Below are 15,657 nucleotides of genomic sequence, written 5' to 3' on the forward strand. Positions count from 1 at the left end.
GCCCTCGCCGGACGGTGAGGGCGTCGTATCATCCCAGGTCAGCCATCAGCACTTTTGAACGGCGCTGATAGTTGTACATCTCTTTTTTCGTTTCCGGCAGAGAATCAATATCCACCGGCGTGAACCCGCGCTCCTGGAACCAGTGAATGCTGCGCGTCGTCAGGACGAACAGCTTGCTCAGCCCCATCTGACGCGCCTGTGCCGCCACGCGCTCAAGCAGCATTTCGCCGCGTGAAGAGCTGCGGTAGTCCGGGTGCACCGCCACGCAGGCCATTTCTCCGATCTTCTCTTCCGGGAACGGGTAGAGCGCGGCGCAGGCAATGGTCAGATTATCGCGCTGGATAATGGTGAATTTGTCGATCTCCATCTCCAGCTGCTCGCGGGAGCGACGAACCAGAATACCCTGCTGTTCCAGCGGACGGATCAGCTCCAGAATACCGCCGATATCGTTGATGGTCGCGCGGCGAATCTGCTCCGCACTCTCCATCACAATCTGGGTGCCAATACCGTCGCGGGAGAACAGCTCCTGCAGCAGGGCTCCGTCTTCCTGATAGCTGATCAGGTGGCTGCGGCGCACGCCGCTGCGGCAGGCCTTCACGGCGCCGCGCAGGAAGCGGACGGTGCCGGAGTGGTAATCCCCCTCGGCTTCCAGCGCTTCAACGCGGGCCTGAGCTTCATTCGGAAAGAGTTCCGGCACAATCACCCCTTCATCGTTTACGACGCCCTGGGAGGAGCAAAACCCAATCATTTTTTCCGCCTTCAGCTTGATCGCCAGCTGGGTGGCAATCTCTTCGGACGTCAGGTTAAAGCTTTCGCCGGTTACGGAAACCGCCACCGGTCCCATCAGCACAATGGCACCGCTGTCGAGCTGACGGTGAATGGCCTCTTCATCAATACGACGAATGCGGCCGCTGTGGCAGTAATCCACGCCATCGTCCACCCCGAGCGGCTGGGCAATGATAAAGTTGCCGCTGACGACGTTGATATGCGCGCCCTGTAGCGGCGTGTTGTTCAGGCTCATCGACAGGCGAGCGGTAATATCCAGCTGCAGCAGCCCCGCCGCCTGTTTCACCAGCTCAAGGGTTTTGGCATCCGTAACGCGGGTGTGTTTGTGGTAAATCGGCTCGTGGTGGTGGGCGGCCAGGTTGGCGTCAATCTGCGGACGCGCGCCATAGACCACCACAAGGCGGATCCCGAGGCTGTGCAGCAGGCCAATGTCATTGACGATGCTGGAAAAATTTTCATGCTCGATGGCTTCGCCGCCCAGCATGATGACAAACGTTTTTCCCCGGTGGGCGTTGATATAGGGAACAGAATGGCGGAATCCCTGGACCAGTTCGGTTCTACGTTCCTTCACCATGACACAACCCTTAATGAATGTTTATTCGTAATTTCTGTATTTTTATTCGATTGTGGGCGCGTGTGCAAGTGCAAATTTTCTGCGACACACAGAAAATAATAAGTAATCCGTGCGTTAACGTATGATTGTTTACCCTTTTATAGATGACAGTTTATGCGTCATTCGTTAAAGTTTTCGGTCAATCTGCACTTTTGTATATCAGTTTGTTTTCTTGCTCGGGAGAAGCATGTCGGGATCCAATTCAGCAATAAGCCGCCGCCGTTTGTTAAAAGGGGCCGGGGCAATGTGGTTGCTTAGCGTCAGCCAGGTCGGTCTTGCCGCCACGAGTCAGGTGGTGGCGGTGCGCGTCTGGCCGTCGTCGACCTATACGCGCGTGACGGTTGAATCCAATCGCGTGCTGAAATATAAGCAATTTGCCCTCAGCAACCCTGAACGCGTGGTGGTGGATCTCGAAGGGGTGAACCTCAACTCCGTGCTGAAAGGCATGGCGGCGCAGATCCGCGGTGACGATCCGTTTATTAAATCGGCGCGCGTCGGGCAGTTTGATCCGCAAACCGTGCGCATGGTGTTTGAGCTTAAGCAGAACGTTAAGCCGCAGCTGTTCGCCCTGGCGCCCGTCGCGACGTTTAAAGAGCGTCTGGTGATGGATCTCTACCCGGCGAATGCGACGGATATTCAGGATCCGCTTCTCGCCCTGCTGGAGGATTACAACAAAGGCGATCTTCAGCGTCAGGTGCCGCCTGCGCAAAGCGGCCCGCAGCCGGGGAAAGCAGGGCGCGATCGTCCGATTGTGATCATGCTCGATCCCGGCCACGGCGGCGAAGACTCCGGAGCGGTGGGGAAATACCATACGCGTGAAAAAGACGTGGTGCTGCAAATTGCCCGTCGTCTGAAGGCGTTAATTGATAAAGAGGGCAATATGCGCGCCTACATGACGCGCAATGAGGATGTCTTTATTCCGCTGAAGGTGAGGGTGGCGAAAGCGCAGAAGCAGCGTGCCGATCTGTTCGTCTCGATCCATGCGGATGCCTTTACCAGCCGCCAGCCGAGCGGCTCGTCGGTGTTTGCGCTCTCAACCAAAGGTGCGACCAGTACCGCGGCGCGATACCTTGCGGACACCCAGAACGCCTCGGATCTGATCGGTGGCGTGAGCAAAAGCGGCGACCGCTACGTTGACCACACCATGTTCGACATGGTGCAGTCCCTGACCATTAACGACAGCCTTAAGTTTGGTAAAGCGGTGCTGGGCAAGCTGGGGAACATCAATAAGCTGCATAAAAATAGCGTTGAGCAGGCCGGGTTTGCGGTGCTGAAGGCACCGGATATTCCGTCCATACTGGTCGAAACCGCGTTTATCAGTAACGTGGAAGAAGAGCGTAAGCTCAAGACGGCAAAGTTCCAGCAGGAGGTTGCGGAGTCGATTCTGGCGGGGATACGGGCGTATTTCTCAGACGGAGCGACGCTGGCGCGGCGCGGGTAGGTTTTAAGCCGGGTGTAACGCCCGGCAGATTCACAAACGGCAGATACAAAAAAACACCCTTAAGGGTGTTTATTGTTTTTAGAAGTGTTGGTTGCGGGGGCCGGATTTGAACCGACGACCTTCGGGTTATGAGCCCGACGAGCTACCAGGCTGCTCCACCCCGCGTCCGTGGATGCGCACTATACTCGGATAGGTTTGTGATGCAACCCCTTTTTCACATAAATCATTAACTTTGTATGTAAATTGAACGGCGTTGCGGCATTTGGAATATTTTTTGCTCAGAATTTGCCAAAGGGCATGCGATCGCATTTCATTCGCTTTGTCGGTTTGTTATCTTCATCACGCGGAAATGGGCAACTTAAAGACGAGATATAATGAAAGGACGTTGGGCGAAGTATCTGATGACGGGCGCAATGGTAGCGATTCTTGCGGCCTGTTCTTCCAAACCGACCGATCGCGGTCAGCAGTATAAAGACGGGAAGTTATCCCAGCCTTTCTCTTTAGTAAATCAGCCTGACGCCGTTGGCGCGCCGATCAACGCCGGGGATTTCTCCGAGCAGGTCTACCAGATCCGTAACGCGTCGCCGCGTCTGTATAGCTCACAGAACAATGTTTATAGCGCGGTACAGGACTGGCTGAAGGCGGGCGGCGATACGCGCAACATGCGCCAGTTTGGTATTGATGCCTGGCAGATGGAAGGGGCGGATAATTACGGCAACGTCCAGTTCACCGGCTATTACACGCCCGTGGTTCAGGCGCGACACACGCGCCAGGGCGAGTTCCAGTACCCTATCTACCGTATGCCGCCAAAACGCGGCCGTCTGCCGTCCCGCGCCGAAATCTACGCCGGTGCGCTGAGCGAAAACTACGTCCTGGCCTACAGCAACTCCCTGATGGATAACTTCATCATGGACGTGCAGGGCAGCGGCTACATTGACTTTGGCGACGGTTCGCCGCTCAACTTCTTCAGCTATGCCGGGAAAAACGGCCATGCCTACCGCAGCATCGGTAAGGTGCTGATCGACCGCGGCGAAGTGAAGAAAGAAGATATGTCGATGCAGGCGATCCGCGAGTGGGGCGAAAAGCACAGTGAAGCCGAGGTGCGCGAGCTGCTGGAGCAGAACCCGTCGTTTGTCTTCTTTAAACCACAAAACTTTGCCCCGGTTAAAGGCGCCAGCGCCGTGCCGCTGATTGGTCGCGCGTCGGTGGCATCGGATCGTTCTATCATTCCTGCGGGTACCACGCTGCTGGCGGAAGTCCCTCTGCTCGACAACAACGGCAAGTTCAACGGCAAGTATGAGCTGCGTCTGATGGTAGCCCTGGATGTGGGCGGAGCGATTAAGGGCCAGCACTTTGATATCTATCAGGGCATTGGCCCTGACGCAGGCCATCGCGCAGGCTGGTATAACCACTACGGACGCGTATGGGTGCTGAAGGCGGCGCCGGGCACCGGAAACGTATTCAGCGGCTGATTGTGGTATTCTGAGCGCAATACGGATTACTGTTCAGGGTGAGGAAAACCTCACCCTTTTTACATCTGAGGTTTTATGTCTGTGGTAATCAGCGATGCCTGGCGCCAGCGTTTTGGCGGCACGGCACGTCTCTATGGTGAAAAAGCCCTGCAGCTGTTTGCGGATGCGCACGTCTGCGTCGTGGGCATTGGCGGTGTCGGTTCCTGGGCGGCGGAAGCGCTGGCGAGAACCGGTATTGGCGCGATCACGCTGATTGATATGGATGACGTTTGTGTGACCAACACTAACCGTCAGATCCACGCCCTGCGTGATAGCGTCGGCCTGGCGAAGTCCGAGGTGATGGCGGATCGTATTCGTCTCATCAACCCGGAGTGCCGCGTGACGGTGATCGACGACTTTGTAACGGCAGATAACGTCGCGGAGTACATGAGCAAAGGCTACAGCTACGTGATTGACGCCATTGACAGCGTGCGGCCAAAAGCGGCGCTGATCGCGTACTGCCGTCGTTACAAGGTGCCGCTGGTCACGACGGGCGGCGCGGGCGGGCAAATCGATCCCACGCAGATCCAGGTGGCCGACCTGGCGAAAACCATTCAGGATCCGCTGGCGGCCAAGCTGCGTGAACGCCTGAAGAGCGACTTCAACGTGGTGAAGAACAGCAAGGGCAAGCTGGGCGTCGACTGCGTTTTCTCCACCGAAGCGCTGGTCTACCCGCAGGCGGATGGTTCAGTCTGTGCGATGAAAAGCACGGCGGAAGGGCCAAAACGCATGGACTGCGCGTCAGGCTTTGGGGCGGCCACCATGGTAACCGCCTCCTTTGGTTTTGTGGCGGTCTCTCACGCCCTGAAGAAGATGATGGCGAAGGCGGAACGTCAGGCCTGAGCCTGACGGGCTGCGTCCAGCACCGCGTCGCTGAGCGCGATCAGGCCATGGCCGCGCGAGGCGCTAAGCTGCGCGCGCAGCCCCAGCTCGTCGAACAGCGCCAGCGGCGAGTGTGCCAGCAGCTCCGCCGCGCTTTTCCCTTCTATGGCGGTTAACAATACCGCCAGCAAACCCCGGACGATGCGCCCTTCGCTGTCGCCGAAGAAATGCAGCTTCTCGCCGGAGACGCTTACGCCCAGCCAGACGCGGTTTTCGCAGCCCGCAATCTCTTTCGCCTGCGCTTTAAGATCGTCTGAAAGGGCAGGGAGCTGTTTGCCCAGCAGGATCAGCTGTCGATATTTATCTTCCCACTGCTGGAGCGGGGCGAAGGTCTGTTTTAAGGTCTCTTCTGTGATGACGGTGCCAAACGGATGTCCGGCTAAAGCAGCGCTAGTCATTAATCCACCAGTATTTCAAGGGCGCGGTCAACGGCGCTAACCAGCGCGTCGACGTCGCTTTGGGTGTTATACGGCGCAAACGAGGCGCGCAGGGTACCGGTAACGCCGAGCGCCGCCAGCAGCGGCTGGGCGCAGTGCTGTCCGGCACGCAGGGCAATGCCGTATCCGGCCAGCAGCGTCACCATATCGCTATGATGCACGCCCGCAAAATCAAAGGCGAGCAGGCTGGAATCCTGCACGCGGAACGAGCGGAAACCCGGGCGTTTTTTAAGTTCTTCTTCGGCAAGAGTGGCTAGACCCCGGCTCCAGCTTTCGGCCTGTCCACTGTCCGTTTCAGCCAGCCATTCCAGCGCCGCGCTTAAGCCAATGACGCCCGCCACGTTCGGCGTGCCGGCTTCCAGACGATAGGGGACATCCTGCGTTTTGAAGCCATTGAACGACACTTCGGTAATCATTTTGCCGCCGCCGAGCCACGGCGTCATTTTTGCCAGCAGCTCCGGCTTACCGTACAGCGCGCCAATTCCGGTCGGCCCGTAAAGCTTGTGTCCGGAGAAGGCATAGAAGTCGATATCCAGCGCCTGCACATCAGCAGGGAAATGGACCACGCCCTGAGCGCCGTCGACCACCACCACCACGCCGCTGGCATGGGCAATCTCAATGGCGCGAGCCAGATCCGGACAGCCGCCGGTGACGTTGGACATCTGCCCCAGCGCCAGAATGCGGCTGCGTGGCGTAATCAGTTCAGGTAAACGCGCCACGTCTGGCAGTAAGTCTGCACCCAGCGGGAGCTTTACAACGCGCGCCCCCGTTTGCTCCGCCACCATCAGCCAGGGCACCAGGTTAGCGTGGTGTTCCGCCTCGCTGACGATGATTTCATCCCCCTGCTGAAGCAGTGGGCGAGCATAGCACTGGGCCACCATATTGATGGCTTCGGTCGTACCGCGCGTCCAGACGATATTTTTCCCGCTTTCGGCATTAATCAGGCGTGCAACCTGATCCCGTGCGGCTTCATAGCGCGCGGTCAGGCGCTGCGCTTCGGCAAACTGGCTGCGATGTACGTTGCCGGCGCTCAGGCTGTAGAACTGCTGCGTGGCCTCGATCACCGCCTGAGGCTTCAGGGCCGTGGCGGCGCTATCAAGGTAAATACCGGCATCGGCCAGCGCCGGAAACTGTGCGCGAAACTGCGCAGGACTGAAAGCGTTCATGGAATTCCTCGTGTCGATAGAGAGATCGTCGCGCAATTTCAGCGGCAGGGCAAGGAGGTTGATATCTATCAGATTCGTCTGCTTATCCTGGCGACCTCGAAAAAGCAGGTTATGCTAAATAGTGTTAGGCGGATGTTTTAGCCTGTTATAAATCGAGGTTTGAATAGCATTAATTGCTAAAGGAGAATAATCATGAATAAGACAGCTGCAATCATTTCTGCCTGTGCGTTTACTTTTGCCCTGAGCGCCTGTTCTGGTAACAACTACGTGATGCACACAAACGATGGTCGTTCTATCGTTTCGGAAGGGAAACCGACTACCGATAACGATACCGGGATGATTTCGTACAAAGATGCTAACGGGAACAAGCAGCAGATCAACCGCACGGACGTGAAAGAGATGAAAGAGATCGAGCATTAACCGATCGCAGGCGAAAAAAAAGCACCGCAAATTGGCGGTGCTACATTAATCACTATGGACAGACAGGGTAAATGTACAGGAAGTGAAAAATTGGTAGCGTTGCTACCGTGGTCTGAATCGCAGACCAATTGCAAACACAACAACACAACATCACAACCGTAAGCCAAAAGCCCTTCAGAACACGCATTCCGAAAAAAGCTCTTCGTTCCGGCTCAGGAAGTGCCGCCACTATAGGTATTTGCTGGTAGTTCCTCAACGGACAAATTATAATGGCTCAGATAAAAAAAACTAATAGGTTAAACGTTGTTTCCTGTTTGTTAAATTCCGTTAACATCTAAGCCAGATAACCATGTCAAAGCGATTGCCACCCCTTAATGCATTACGCGTTTTTGATGCAGCAGCACGTCACCTGAGCTTCACCCGTGCGGCAGATGAGCTTTTTGTGACACAGGCCGCAGTAAGTCATCAAATCAAGTCCCTGGAGGATTTCCTGGGCCTTAAGCTGTTCCGCCGACGCAATCGTTCCTTGCTGTTGACCGAAGAGGGGCAGAGCTATTTTCAGGATATTAAAGAGATTTTTTCCCAGCTTACGGAAGCCACGCGTAAGCTGCAGGCTCGCAGTGCAAAAGGTGCCCTGACTGTTAGTTTATTGCCCAGTTTTGCTATTCAGTGGCTGGTGCCAAGGCTCTCAAGCTTTAACTCAGCTTATCCGGGGATCGATGTTCGAATCCAGGCGGTGGATCGTCAGGAAGACAAGCTGGCGGATGATGTGGATGTCGCCATTTTTTATGGTCGCGGCAACTGGCCGGGCTTGCGCGTTGAAAAATTATACGCAGAATATCTGCTGCCGGTCTGTTCGCCGCTGCTTTTAACGGGCGACAAGGCGCTGAAAACACCCGCTGACCTGGCGCAGCATACGCTTTTACATGATGCCTCTCGCCGCGACTGGCAAACTTATACCCGTCAATTAGGTCTTAGTCATATAAACGTGCAGCAAGGCCCCATTTTTAGCCACAGTGCGATGGTGCTACAGGCTGCCATTCACGGACAGGGCGTGGCGTTGGCGAACAACGTGATGGCGCAGTCCGAAATTGAGGCAGGCCGTCTGGTTTGCCCTTTTAATGATGTACTGGTCAGCAAGAATGCGTTTTATCTGGTTTGTCATGACAGTCAGGCAGAACTGGGTAAAATAGCCGCCTTCCGGCAGTGGATACTGGCGAAAGCGGCAAGCGAGCAAGAAAAATTCCGCTTCAGGTATGAACAATAACGTTTGTGTGCCGGGCACGCATTAATTCAGGACTTAAACATGACCAGCCGATTCATGCTGATTTTTGCCGCGGTGAGTGGCTTTATTTTTGTTGCACTGGGCGCCTTTGGCGCGCACGTATTGAGCAAGACGTTGGGCGCCGTCGAGATGGGCTGGATCCAGACCGGCCTTGAATACCAGGCGTTCCATACCCTGGCTATTTTTGGGCTGGCGGTGGCGATGCAGCGCCGGATCAGCATCTGGTTTTACTGGAGTAGCGTATTTATGGCGCTGGGTACCGTGCTGTTCAGCGGCAGCCTTTACTGCCTGGCACTCTCGCATTTGCGCCTGTGGGCGTTTGTTACACCTGTCGGCGGCGTCAGCTTCCTGGCGGGTTGGGTATTAATGTTTATCGGAGCTATCCGTCTGAAACGCAAGGGCGTTGTTCATGAATAAGGTTGTTTTATATTGTCGCCCGGGGTTTGAGAAAGAGTGCGCCGCGGAAATTACCGATAAAGCGGCGAAGCGCGAAGTCTTCGGCTTTGCCCGCGTCAAAGAGAATGCGGGCTATGTGGTATTTGAATGTTATCAGCCTGAAGACGCCGACAAGCTGGCGCGCGAGCTGCCGTTCAGCTCGCTGATCTTCGCCCGCCAGATGTTCGTCGCGGGTGAACTGCTGAAAGATCTTCCGCCTGAAGATCGCATCACGCCTATTGTGGGCATGCTGCAGGGCGTGGTGGAGAAGGGCGGCGACCTGCGCGTTGAGGTTGCCGATACCAACGAAAGCAAAGAGCTGATGAAGTTTTGCCGTAAGTTCACCGTGCCGCTGCGTGCGGCGCTGCGTGACGCGGGCATACTGACAAACTACGAAACGCCGAAGCGTCCGGTGGTGCATATCTTCTTTATCGCACCGGGCTGCTGCTATGCGGGCTACTCGTTCACCAATAACAATTCGCCATTCTTTATGGGCATCCCGCGCCTGAAGTTCCCGGCAGATGCGCCGAGCCGCTCAACCCTGAAGCTGGAAGAGGCGTTTCACGTCTTTATCCCGGCAGACGAGTGGGATGAGCGTCTGGCTAACGGCATGTATGCCGTCGACCTTGGCGCGTGCCCGGGCGGCTGGACCTATCAGCTGGTGAAACGCAACATGTGGGTGTCGTCCGTGGATAACGGCCCAATGGCGCAAAGCCTGATGGACACCGGGCAGGTCACCTGGCTGCGTGAAGATGGTTTCCGCTATCGCCCAACCCGCAACAATATCTCGTGGATGGTGTGCGACATGGTGGAGAAGCCGGCGAAAGTTGCCGCGCTGATGGCCTCCTGGCTGGTGAACGGCTGGTGCCGTGAGACCATTTTCAACCTCAAGCTGCCGATGAAAAAGCGCTACGAGGAGGTATCCCAGAACCTGGCCTATATTCAGGCACAGCTGGATGAGCACGGTATTAACGTGGAGATCCAGGCGCGTCAGCTATACCACGACCGCGAAGAGGTGACGGTACACATTCGTCGCTGGTGGGCGGCTGTAGGTGGGCGTCGCGACGAGCGATAATTCAATGTTTCCCCTCACCCCGGCCCTCTCCCCAAAGGGGCGAGGGGGAAAAGACCGCACCGAGCAGTCCCCTCTCCCCTATGGGGAGAGGGTTAGGGTGAGGGGGATCTTAACGCTCTAACCTTAACTGCTGCAAATTCCCGTCCAGCTGTAAATCCGTCCGTAACGTCGCGACATCCCGGCAGATAAACGCCATCTCTTTATGCGCTTCCAGCTTTTTGCGCCACTTTTCCGGCACGTCATCCAGACGAGCGTAAATACCTTCCAGATTCTGAAAGTCCGTCAGCAGCTGGGCGGCGCTCTTTGGCCCGATGCCTGCAACTCCCGGAACCTTAGAACTGCTGATTCCCGCCAGACCCCAATAGTCAGGCAGTTGCTCTGGTGAGACGCCAAACTCGCTGGCGATGAAGGGGGCATCCAGCCAGCGTTTCTGGAAATAATCGCGAATGCGGATCGTGGGGGAGAGAAGCTGGCAGTAGCCTTTGTCGGTTGAAACGATCGTCGCCTGGTGTCCTGCGCTGGCCACTTTTACCGCAAGCGTCGCGGCCAGATCGTCAGCTTCATTGCCGTGTGCGCCCCAGCAGGGAACGCCGCGCTGCTCAAAGGCGGCACGCAGGGCGGGCATTTCGGCATGCAGATCGTCCGGCATCGGCGCGCGTCCGGCCTTGTAGTCAGGCAGGCGCTGATGTCGCCAGCCGCTGTTGCGCGCTTCGTCATCAAACACGGCCACGACGTGCGTCGGCTCGCTGTGGCGAATAAGCTGCTCCAGCGCGTGCAGGCAGGTGTCCTTGCAGGGCGTGCCCTGTACCGCATGGATACGGCGAATCAGATTAAGCGCGTCGACGATTAGCAAATGAACGGCCACAGATAATCTCCCTTCTATCTAATGCGTGAAGGGTAACACTGTCAGCAGCGTGAAACTATGAATGGAGGGGAAAACAGGAAGAAGCCTCGCAAAACGAGGCTTACTGAGAGGCTTAATCGCAGGTTACGATCTTCATCGCCAGGCCGCCGCGAGAGGTTTCGCGGTATTTGGCGTTCATATCTTTACCGGTTTCGTACATGGTTTCGATAACTTTATCGAGACAGACGCGCGGTTCGCTGGTGCGGCGCAGCGCCATACGCGCCGCGTTCACCGCCTTGACGGAGGCAATCGCGTTACGCTCGATGCACGGTACCTGTACCTGTCCGGCAACCGGATCGCAGGTCAGCCCCAGGTTATGTTCCATGCCGATTTCTGCAGCGATGCACACCTGCGCCGGGCTTGCGCCCAACAGCTCCGCCAGGCCCGCCGCCGCCATAGAGCATGCCACGCCGACTTCACCCTGACAGCCCACTTCCGCACCGGAAATGGAGGCGTTCATTTTATACAGCGAACCAATCGCGCTGGCGACCAGCAGGTAGCGCGCCAGGGAGTTCGCGTTCACTTCACGGATAAACTTGTCGTAGTACGCCAGCACGGCCGGAACGATACCGCAGGCACCGTTGGTCGGCGCCGTGACGACGCGGCCGCCTGCGGCGTTCTCTTCATTCACCGCCAGGGCGAACATGTTGATCCAGTCCACGACGGCCATCGGGTCCGTTGTCGTTTTGTCGGTGCTTACCAGCATACGCCGCAGCGCCGCCGCACGACGCGGTACGCGAAGCTTGCCCGGCAGAACGCCTTCGGTGGTGATCCCGCGCTCAATGCCGCCGCGCATCACGTCCCAGACGCTAGAGAAGTGCTGTTCCAGCTCCTCTTTGCTGTGAAGGGCCAGCTCGTTTTTCATCATCAGGCCGGAGAGGGAAAGACCCGTCTCATGGCAGTGGCGCTGGAGGTCCGCCGCGGTTTTGTACGGATACGGCACCTCAACAGTAGAGTTACTGGTTTGACCAAAGTGGTCTTCGTCGACGATAAAGCCGCCGCCGATGGAGTAATACGTCTGGCTGTATACCGCTTTGTCGCCGGCCAGCGCGGTAATGCGCATGCCGTTTTCGTGCAGCGACAGGTTGTCCGCATGGAAATTCATGCAGTGGTCAACCGGAAATTCAACCTCATGCTCACCGTTCGCCAGCAGCAAACGACCGTGGGTGTTCACGTCCTGGATGAAGCCAGGGATCGCGTCAATATCAACGGTATCCGGCAGATTTCCCGCCAGGCCCATGATAATGGCGATATCGGTATGGTGGCCTTTCCCGGTCAGGGAAAGCGAGCCGTACACATCGACAACCACGCGGGTGATGTCGTGCAGAATGCCGCGTGCAATCAAGTCATCCGTGAACTGCTTACCGGCTTTCATTGGTCCGACGGTGTGAGAGCTGGAAGGACCAATACCGATTTTGAAAATATCGAATACGCTAATCATGATGCGTCCATTGCTTTCAGTCAGAGGGGGAGGAGTGCGCCGCCCGAAGGCGGCGCGGGCGTTCATCAGAACATGGTGTACAGGGAGTAGAAGATCGCAGAGATAGCGATAAGACCCATGATCACCACAAACACGTTGCTGACCTGGCCGCTGTACTTGCGCATGGCAGGCACTTTCTGAATCGCGTACATCGGCATCAGGAACAGAATCATCGCGATAACCGGGCCACCCAGGGTTTCAATCATGCCCAGGATGCTTGGGTTCAGGGTCGCTACCGCCCAGGTGGTGAGCAGCATGAACAGTGCAGTGATTTTGTTCAGCTTGTTGATTTCAATGCTCTTGCCTTTACCGCGCAGAGATTTAATCACCATACCGTTGAAGCCTTCACGTGCGCCCAGGTAGTGGCCCAGGAAGGATTTGGTGATGGCGATCATCGCGATGATCGGTGCCATCCACGCAATCAGCGGCGCGTTAAAGTGGTTCGCCAGGTAAGACAGAATAGAGATGTTTTGCTCTTTCGCTGCCGCCAGGTCCGCCGGTGAGAGGCTCAGTACGCAGCTGAAGACGAAGAACATAACGGTCAGCACCATCATTACGTGAGCGCGGGCCAGGATGCTGGAGCACTTCTTCTCTGCGCCATTACCGTACTCTTCGCGTTTCGCCACGGCGAAAGAGGAGATGATTGGAGAGTGGTTGAAGGAGAAGACCATTACCGGGATCGCCAGCCACAGAGTCATCAGCAGGCCGTTACCGGTCGCAGACGCGCTGCTCAGGGACAGGGTTTCCAGCGCCGCGCCGTTCCACTGTGGGATCAGGTAGCAGGCCAGAAGCATCAGCGCAGCCACAAACGGGAAGACCAGCACGCTCATGGCTTTAACAATCATCTGCTCGCCGAAGCGCACGATGGTCATCATGCCGACGATCAGGATCAGAGACAGAATGGCACGCGGTGGCGGCGTCATGTGCAGCTGGTGCGTCATGAAGCTTTCAACGGTGTTGGTGATTGCCACGCTGTAAACCAGCAGAATAGGGTAAATCGCGAAGAAGTAGAGCAGGGTAATCAGTTTACCTGCGCCTACGCCGAAATGCTCTTCAACCACTTCGGTGATGTCTTCGCCCGGGTTTTTACCGGACAGCACGAAGCGGGTCAGACCGCGGTGTGCGAAGAAGGTCATCGGGAAGGCGATGATGGCCATAATGATCAGCGGAATCAGACCGCCGACGCCTGCGTTGATAGGAAGGAACAGTACACCAGCGCCGATTGCCGTGCCGTAAAGGCCCAGCATCCACATGGTATCCGTTTTGCGCCAACCACTTCGGGAATCAATCGAAGCAACGGTGCTGGTTTGAGTGGTTTCCATCTGTATCTCCTGGAGGAAGCAAATTGTCAGGTTTTTAGTCAAATCCGATGAAAAAGTGCCTGACGGTAATATGAAATTCGTTCAGTGACGGTTTTTTAATAATTTTCGCCCGTAACTATTGGCGGGCGGAAAGATACATTCTCGTTATGAATCTATCAGTGATCGCGATCCCAAATGCAATAATCCACTTATGATGTGGGCATCTTTAGACCATTTATCTGTTAAAAAAACATCAAATAGAATTTACGCGCGCGAAGGCTACCACCAACGACATGTGAGCTAAAAGAGCGGCCCGCGAGATAGGTGTCTTTCGCTTTAAAGATATGGATTTTTAGGATTTTCTGGCAGGTAATTTAGTTTAAGGCTGATAAATTACGGTTGTTAAATGGAGGTAATCGATTGCGTTTGCCGTCAGTTTGTTAAAGTTATAAGTGAAGCCTATGAATTGATTCGGTAATAAAAAAAGCCGGGACCCGCTATAGGGTGCCCCGGCTTTGAGGAGAAGAAGCTGAGGGTTACGTGCAGATTTCGTAGCACGGAATGTAGGCTGAACCCGGCAACTTCATGCGGTGTTGAGCCACAAAGCCCTGCAGCATGTCGTCCATACGGCGCATCATTTCCGGGTCACCGTGGATCTTGTACGGACCATACTGCTCAATCGCGCGGATGCCCATCTCCTTCACGTTGCCAGCCACAATCCCGGAGAAGGCGCGACGCAGGTCGGCGGCCAGCACTTCCACCGGCTGGTCCGGGTAGAGTTTCAGGTTCGCCATATTTTCATGGGTCGGCTCGAACGGGATCTGCAGGTCAGGCGCAATACGGATTGACCAGTTAAAGCTGTAGGCATCGCCGGTATCACGACGATTCTCTTTCACCAGCGGCATCGCTTTTTTCATCTGGCGCGCCACTTCCGCCGCGTCATCAATGATGATGCGGTAGTGACGACGCGCGGCTTCGCCCAGCGTATGCACGATAAACTCGTCCAGCACGCGGAAGTAGTCGGCGCTCTCTTTTGGCCCGGTCAGGATCAGCGGCAGAACCTGATCTTTGTTGGCCGGGTTCATCAGAATCCCCAGCAGATAGAGCAGCTCTTCCGCCGTTCCCACGCCGCCCGGGAAGATGATAATCCCGTGAGCGATACGGACAAACGCCTCAAGACGCTTCTCGATATCCGGCATGATAATCAGCTCATTGACCAGCGGGTTAGGCGGCTCAGCGGCAATGATTGACGGCTCGGTCATGCCGATAAACCGCCCCTCTTTGTAACGCTGCTGCGCGTGACCCACCGCTGCACCCTTCATTGGCGCTTCCATTGCACCCGGACCGCAGCCGGTACAGATATTCAGCTCGCGCAGGCCAAGCTGCGTTCCGACCCGGCGGGCATAGAGATACTCGGTTTCGTTAATCGAGTGGCCGCCCCAGCAGACGACCATGTTCGGTGCTTCGCCAACGTGCAGGGCACGGGCGTTGCGCAGAATAGAGAACACCAGGTTGGTGATATGGACCGAGCTTTCCAGGTCGAGATGCTGGAAGCGGCCTGCGTTGTGGATCTGCCCGTTTACAAACAGGATGTCACGCAGCACCGCAAACAGGTTAGCCTGAAGGGAACGAATGATACGCCCGTCGACAAAGGCCTCTTCCGGCGGGTTGATCACTTCCAGCTTCACGCCGCGCTCGCGGCGCAGCACGTTAATATCAAAGCTTTCGAAGCGGGACAGCAGTTCTTTACTGTTATCTGTCAGGCTTCCGGAGTTCAGTACGGCAAGTGAACAGTTACGAAACAGTTGATAAAGATCGCTGCTGGCCGTGCGTTTAAGCATGTCCACTTCCAGCTGCGACAACATATCCATTGAGCCAAGCGGGCTAATATGTGTAATCAAGTGAGCTCCTTATGGGACGA

14 protein-coding genes and 1 tRNA gene are annotated in these 15,657 nt (G+C 56.1%); 7 read left to right on the forward strand and 8 right to left on the reverse strand.

The window, feature by feature from the left end; genetic code table 11:
• Positions 1-28 precede the first annotated feature (28 nt).
• Entirely contained in the window at positions 29-1,360 is a 1,332-nt protein-coding gene (argA, locus tag USG84_RS11420; RefSeq protein ID WP_014885072.1) for an amino-acid N-acetyltransferase, read from the reverse strand.
• Between the two features lie 226 nt (positions 1,361-1,586).
• Here argA and amiC point away from each other — a divergent pair, with 226 nt between their 5' ends.
• The gene (amiC, locus tag USG84_RS11425; RefSeq protein ID WP_014885071.1) at positions 1,587-2,840 is read left to right on the forward strand and encodes an N-acetylmuramoyl-L-alanine amidase AmiC; all 1,254 of its coding nucleotides are present in this window, start codon (positions 1,587-1,589) and stop codon (positions 2,838-2,840) included.
• Positions 2,841-2,928: 88 nt separating this feature from the next.
• On the opposite strand, the gene USG84_RS11430 is transcribed toward amiC, so the two are convergent.
• Positions 2,929-3,005, reverse strand: a tRNA-Met gene (locus tag USG84_RS11430).
• Positions 3,006-3,214: 209 nt separating this feature from the next.
• Between USG84_RS11430 and mltA the strand changes: the two genes are divergently transcribed.
• The gene (gene mltA, locus USG84_RS11435; RefSeq protein WP_061097213.1) at positions 3,215-4,312 is read left to right on the forward strand and encodes a murein transglycosylase A; all 1,098 of its coding nucleotides are present in this window, start codon (positions 3,215-3,217) and stop codon (positions 4,310-4,312) included.
• Between the two features lie 75 nt (positions 4,313-4,387).
• The gene (tcdA, locus tag USG84_RS11440; protein ID WP_253543216.1) at positions 4,388-5,194 is read left to right on the forward strand and encodes a tRNA cyclic N6-threonylcarbamoyladenosine(37) synthase TcdA; all 807 of its coding nucleotides are present in this window, start codon (positions 4,388-4,390) and stop codon (positions 5,192-5,194) included.
• On the opposite strand, the gene csdE is transcribed toward tcdA, so the two are convergent.
• Both csdE and csdA read right to left on the reverse strand, forming a co-directional pair.
• A complete protein-coding gene (gene csdE, locus USG84_RS11445; RefSeq protein ID WP_320738272.1) occupies positions 5,185-5,631 on the reverse strand; it encodes a cysteine desulfurase sulfur acceptor subunit CsdE in 447 nt (148 codons plus the stop codon). The two genes, tcdA and csdE, sit on opposite strands and share 10 nt — an antisense overlap.
• Entirely contained in the window at positions 5,631-6,836 is a 1,206-nt protein-coding gene (gene csdA, locus USG84_RS11450) for a cysteine desulfurase CsdA (protein ID WP_253543214.1), read from the reverse strand. Before csdA ends, csdE begins: the two co-directional genes overlap by 1 nt.
• A 192-nt stretch (positions 6,837-7,028) precedes the next feature.
• On the opposite strand from csdA, the gene USG84_RS11455 reads away from it, so the two are divergent.
• From USG84_RS11455 to rlmM, 4 genes are all read left to right on the forward strand, one after another.
• Entirely contained in the window at positions 7,029-7,256 is a 228-nt protein-coding gene (locus tag USG84_RS11455) for a YgdI/YgdR family lipoprotein (protein WP_008499648.1), read from the forward strand.
• 349 nt (positions 7,257-7,605) lie between these two features.
• A complete protein-coding gene (gene gcvA / locus USG84_RS11460) occupies positions 7,606-8,523 on the forward strand; it encodes a glycine cleavage system transcriptional regulator GcvA (RefSeq protein ID WP_014885066.1) in 918 nt (305 codons plus the stop codon).
• 39 nt (positions 8,524-8,562) lie between these two features.
• Positions 8,563-8,958 carry a DUF423 domain-containing protein gene (locus USG84_RS11465; protein ID WP_061097216.1) on the forward strand — a complete coding sequence of 132 codons (396 nt, stop codon included), beginning with the start codon at positions 8,563-8,565 and terminating at the stop codon, positions 8,956-8,958.
• A complete protein-coding gene (gene rlmM / locus USG84_RS11470; RefSeq protein WP_253543213.1) occupies positions 8,951-10,051 on the forward strand; it encodes a 23S rRNA (cytidine(2498)-2'-O)-methyltransferase RlmM in 1,101 nt (366 codons plus the stop codon). The genes USG84_RS11465 and rlmM overlap by 8 nt, the downstream gene beginning before the upstream one ends.
• A gap of 109 nt (positions 10,052-10,160) precedes the next feature.
• Here the strand turns inward: rlmM and xni are convergent, their stop codons facing one another.
• The 4 genes from xni to ppnN all read right to left on the reverse strand — a co-directional run bounded on the left by xni (position 10,161) and on the right by ppnN (position 15,637).
• Positions 10,161-10,916: a flap endonuclease Xni gene (gene xni / locus USG84_RS11475; protein ID WP_253543212.1), complete on the reverse strand. Its 756-nt coding sequence runs from the start codon at positions 10,914-10,916 to the stop codon at positions 10,161-10,163.
• 112 nt (positions 10,917-11,028) lie between these two features.
• A complete protein-coding gene (locus USG84_RS11480; RefSeq protein WP_151412386.1) occupies positions 11,029-12,396 on the reverse strand; it encodes an L-serine ammonia-lyase in 1,368 nt (455 codons plus the stop codon).
• A 65-nt stretch (positions 12,397-12,461) separates the two neighbouring features.
• The gene (locus USG84_RS11485) at positions 12,462-13,757 is read right to left on the reverse strand and encodes an HAAAP family serine/threonine permease (RefSeq protein ID WP_151412387.1); all 1,296 of its coding nucleotides are present in this window, start codon (positions 13,755-13,757) and stop codon (positions 12,462-12,464) included.
• A gap of 515 nt (positions 13,758-14,272) precedes the next feature.
• Complete coding sequence (ppnN, locus tag USG84_RS11490) at positions 14,273-15,637, reverse strand: nucleotide 5'-monophosphate nucleosidase PpnN (RefSeq protein ID WP_023309027.1); 1,365 nt, start codon at positions 15,635-15,637, stop codon at positions 14,273-14,275.
• Positions 15,638-15,657: the final 20 nt, after the last annotated feature.

Origin of the sequence: Enterobacter sp. 168J2 (assembly GCF_034107265.1) — a bacterium.
Classification (GTDB): domain Bacteria; phylum Pseudomonadota; class Gammaproteobacteria; order Enterobacterales; family Enterobacteriaceae; genus Enterobacter; species Enterobacter nematophilus.

Bases quoted from the DNA above. Each gene is read 5' to 3' on its own strand.
- argA (WP_014885072.1), bottom strand. From the start codon at position 1,360: ATGGTGAAGGAACGTAGAACCGAACTGGTCCAGGGATTCCGCCATTCT.
- amiC (WP_014885071.1), top strand. From the start codon at position 1,587: ATGTCGGGATCCAATTCAGCAATAAGCCGCCGCCGTTTGTTAAAAGGG.
- mltA (WP_061097213.1), top strand. From the start codon at position 3,215: ATGAAAGGACGTTGGGCGAAGTATCTGATGACGGGCGCAATGGTAGCG.
- tcdA (WP_253543216.1), top strand. From the start codon at position 4,388: ATGTCTGTGGTAATCAGCGATGCCTGGCGCCAGCGTTTTGGCGGCACG.
- csdE (WP_320738272.1), bottom strand. From the start codon at position 5,631: ATGACTAGCGCTGCTTTAGCCGGACATCCGTTTGGCACCGTCATCACA.
- csdA (WP_253543214.1), bottom strand. From the start codon at position 6,836: ATGAACGCTTTCAGTCCTGCGCAGTTTCGCGCACAGTTTCCGGCGCTG.
- USG84_RS11455 (WP_008499648.1), top strand. From the start codon at position 7,029: ATGAATAAGACAGCTGCAATCATTTCTGCCTGTGCGTTTACTTTTGCC.
- gcvA (WP_014885066.1), top strand. From the start codon at position 7,606: ATGTCAAAGCGATTGCCACCCCTTAATGCATTACGCGTTTTTGATGCA.
- USG84_RS11465 (WP_061097216.1), top strand. From the start codon at position 8,563: ATGACCAGCCGATTCATGCTGATTTTTGCCGCGGTGAGTGGCTTTATT.
- rlmM (WP_253543213.1), top strand. From the start codon at position 8,951: ATGAATAAGGTTGTTTTATATTGTCGCCCGGGGTTTGAGAAAGAGTGC.
- USG84_RS11480 (WP_151412386.1), bottom strand. From the start codon at position 12,396: ATGATTAGCGTATTCGATATTTTCAAAATCGGTATTGGTCCTTCCAGC.
- USG84_RS11485 (WP_151412387.1), bottom strand. From the start codon at position 13,757: ATGGAAACCACTCAAACCAGCACCGTTGCTTCGATTGATTCCCGAAGT.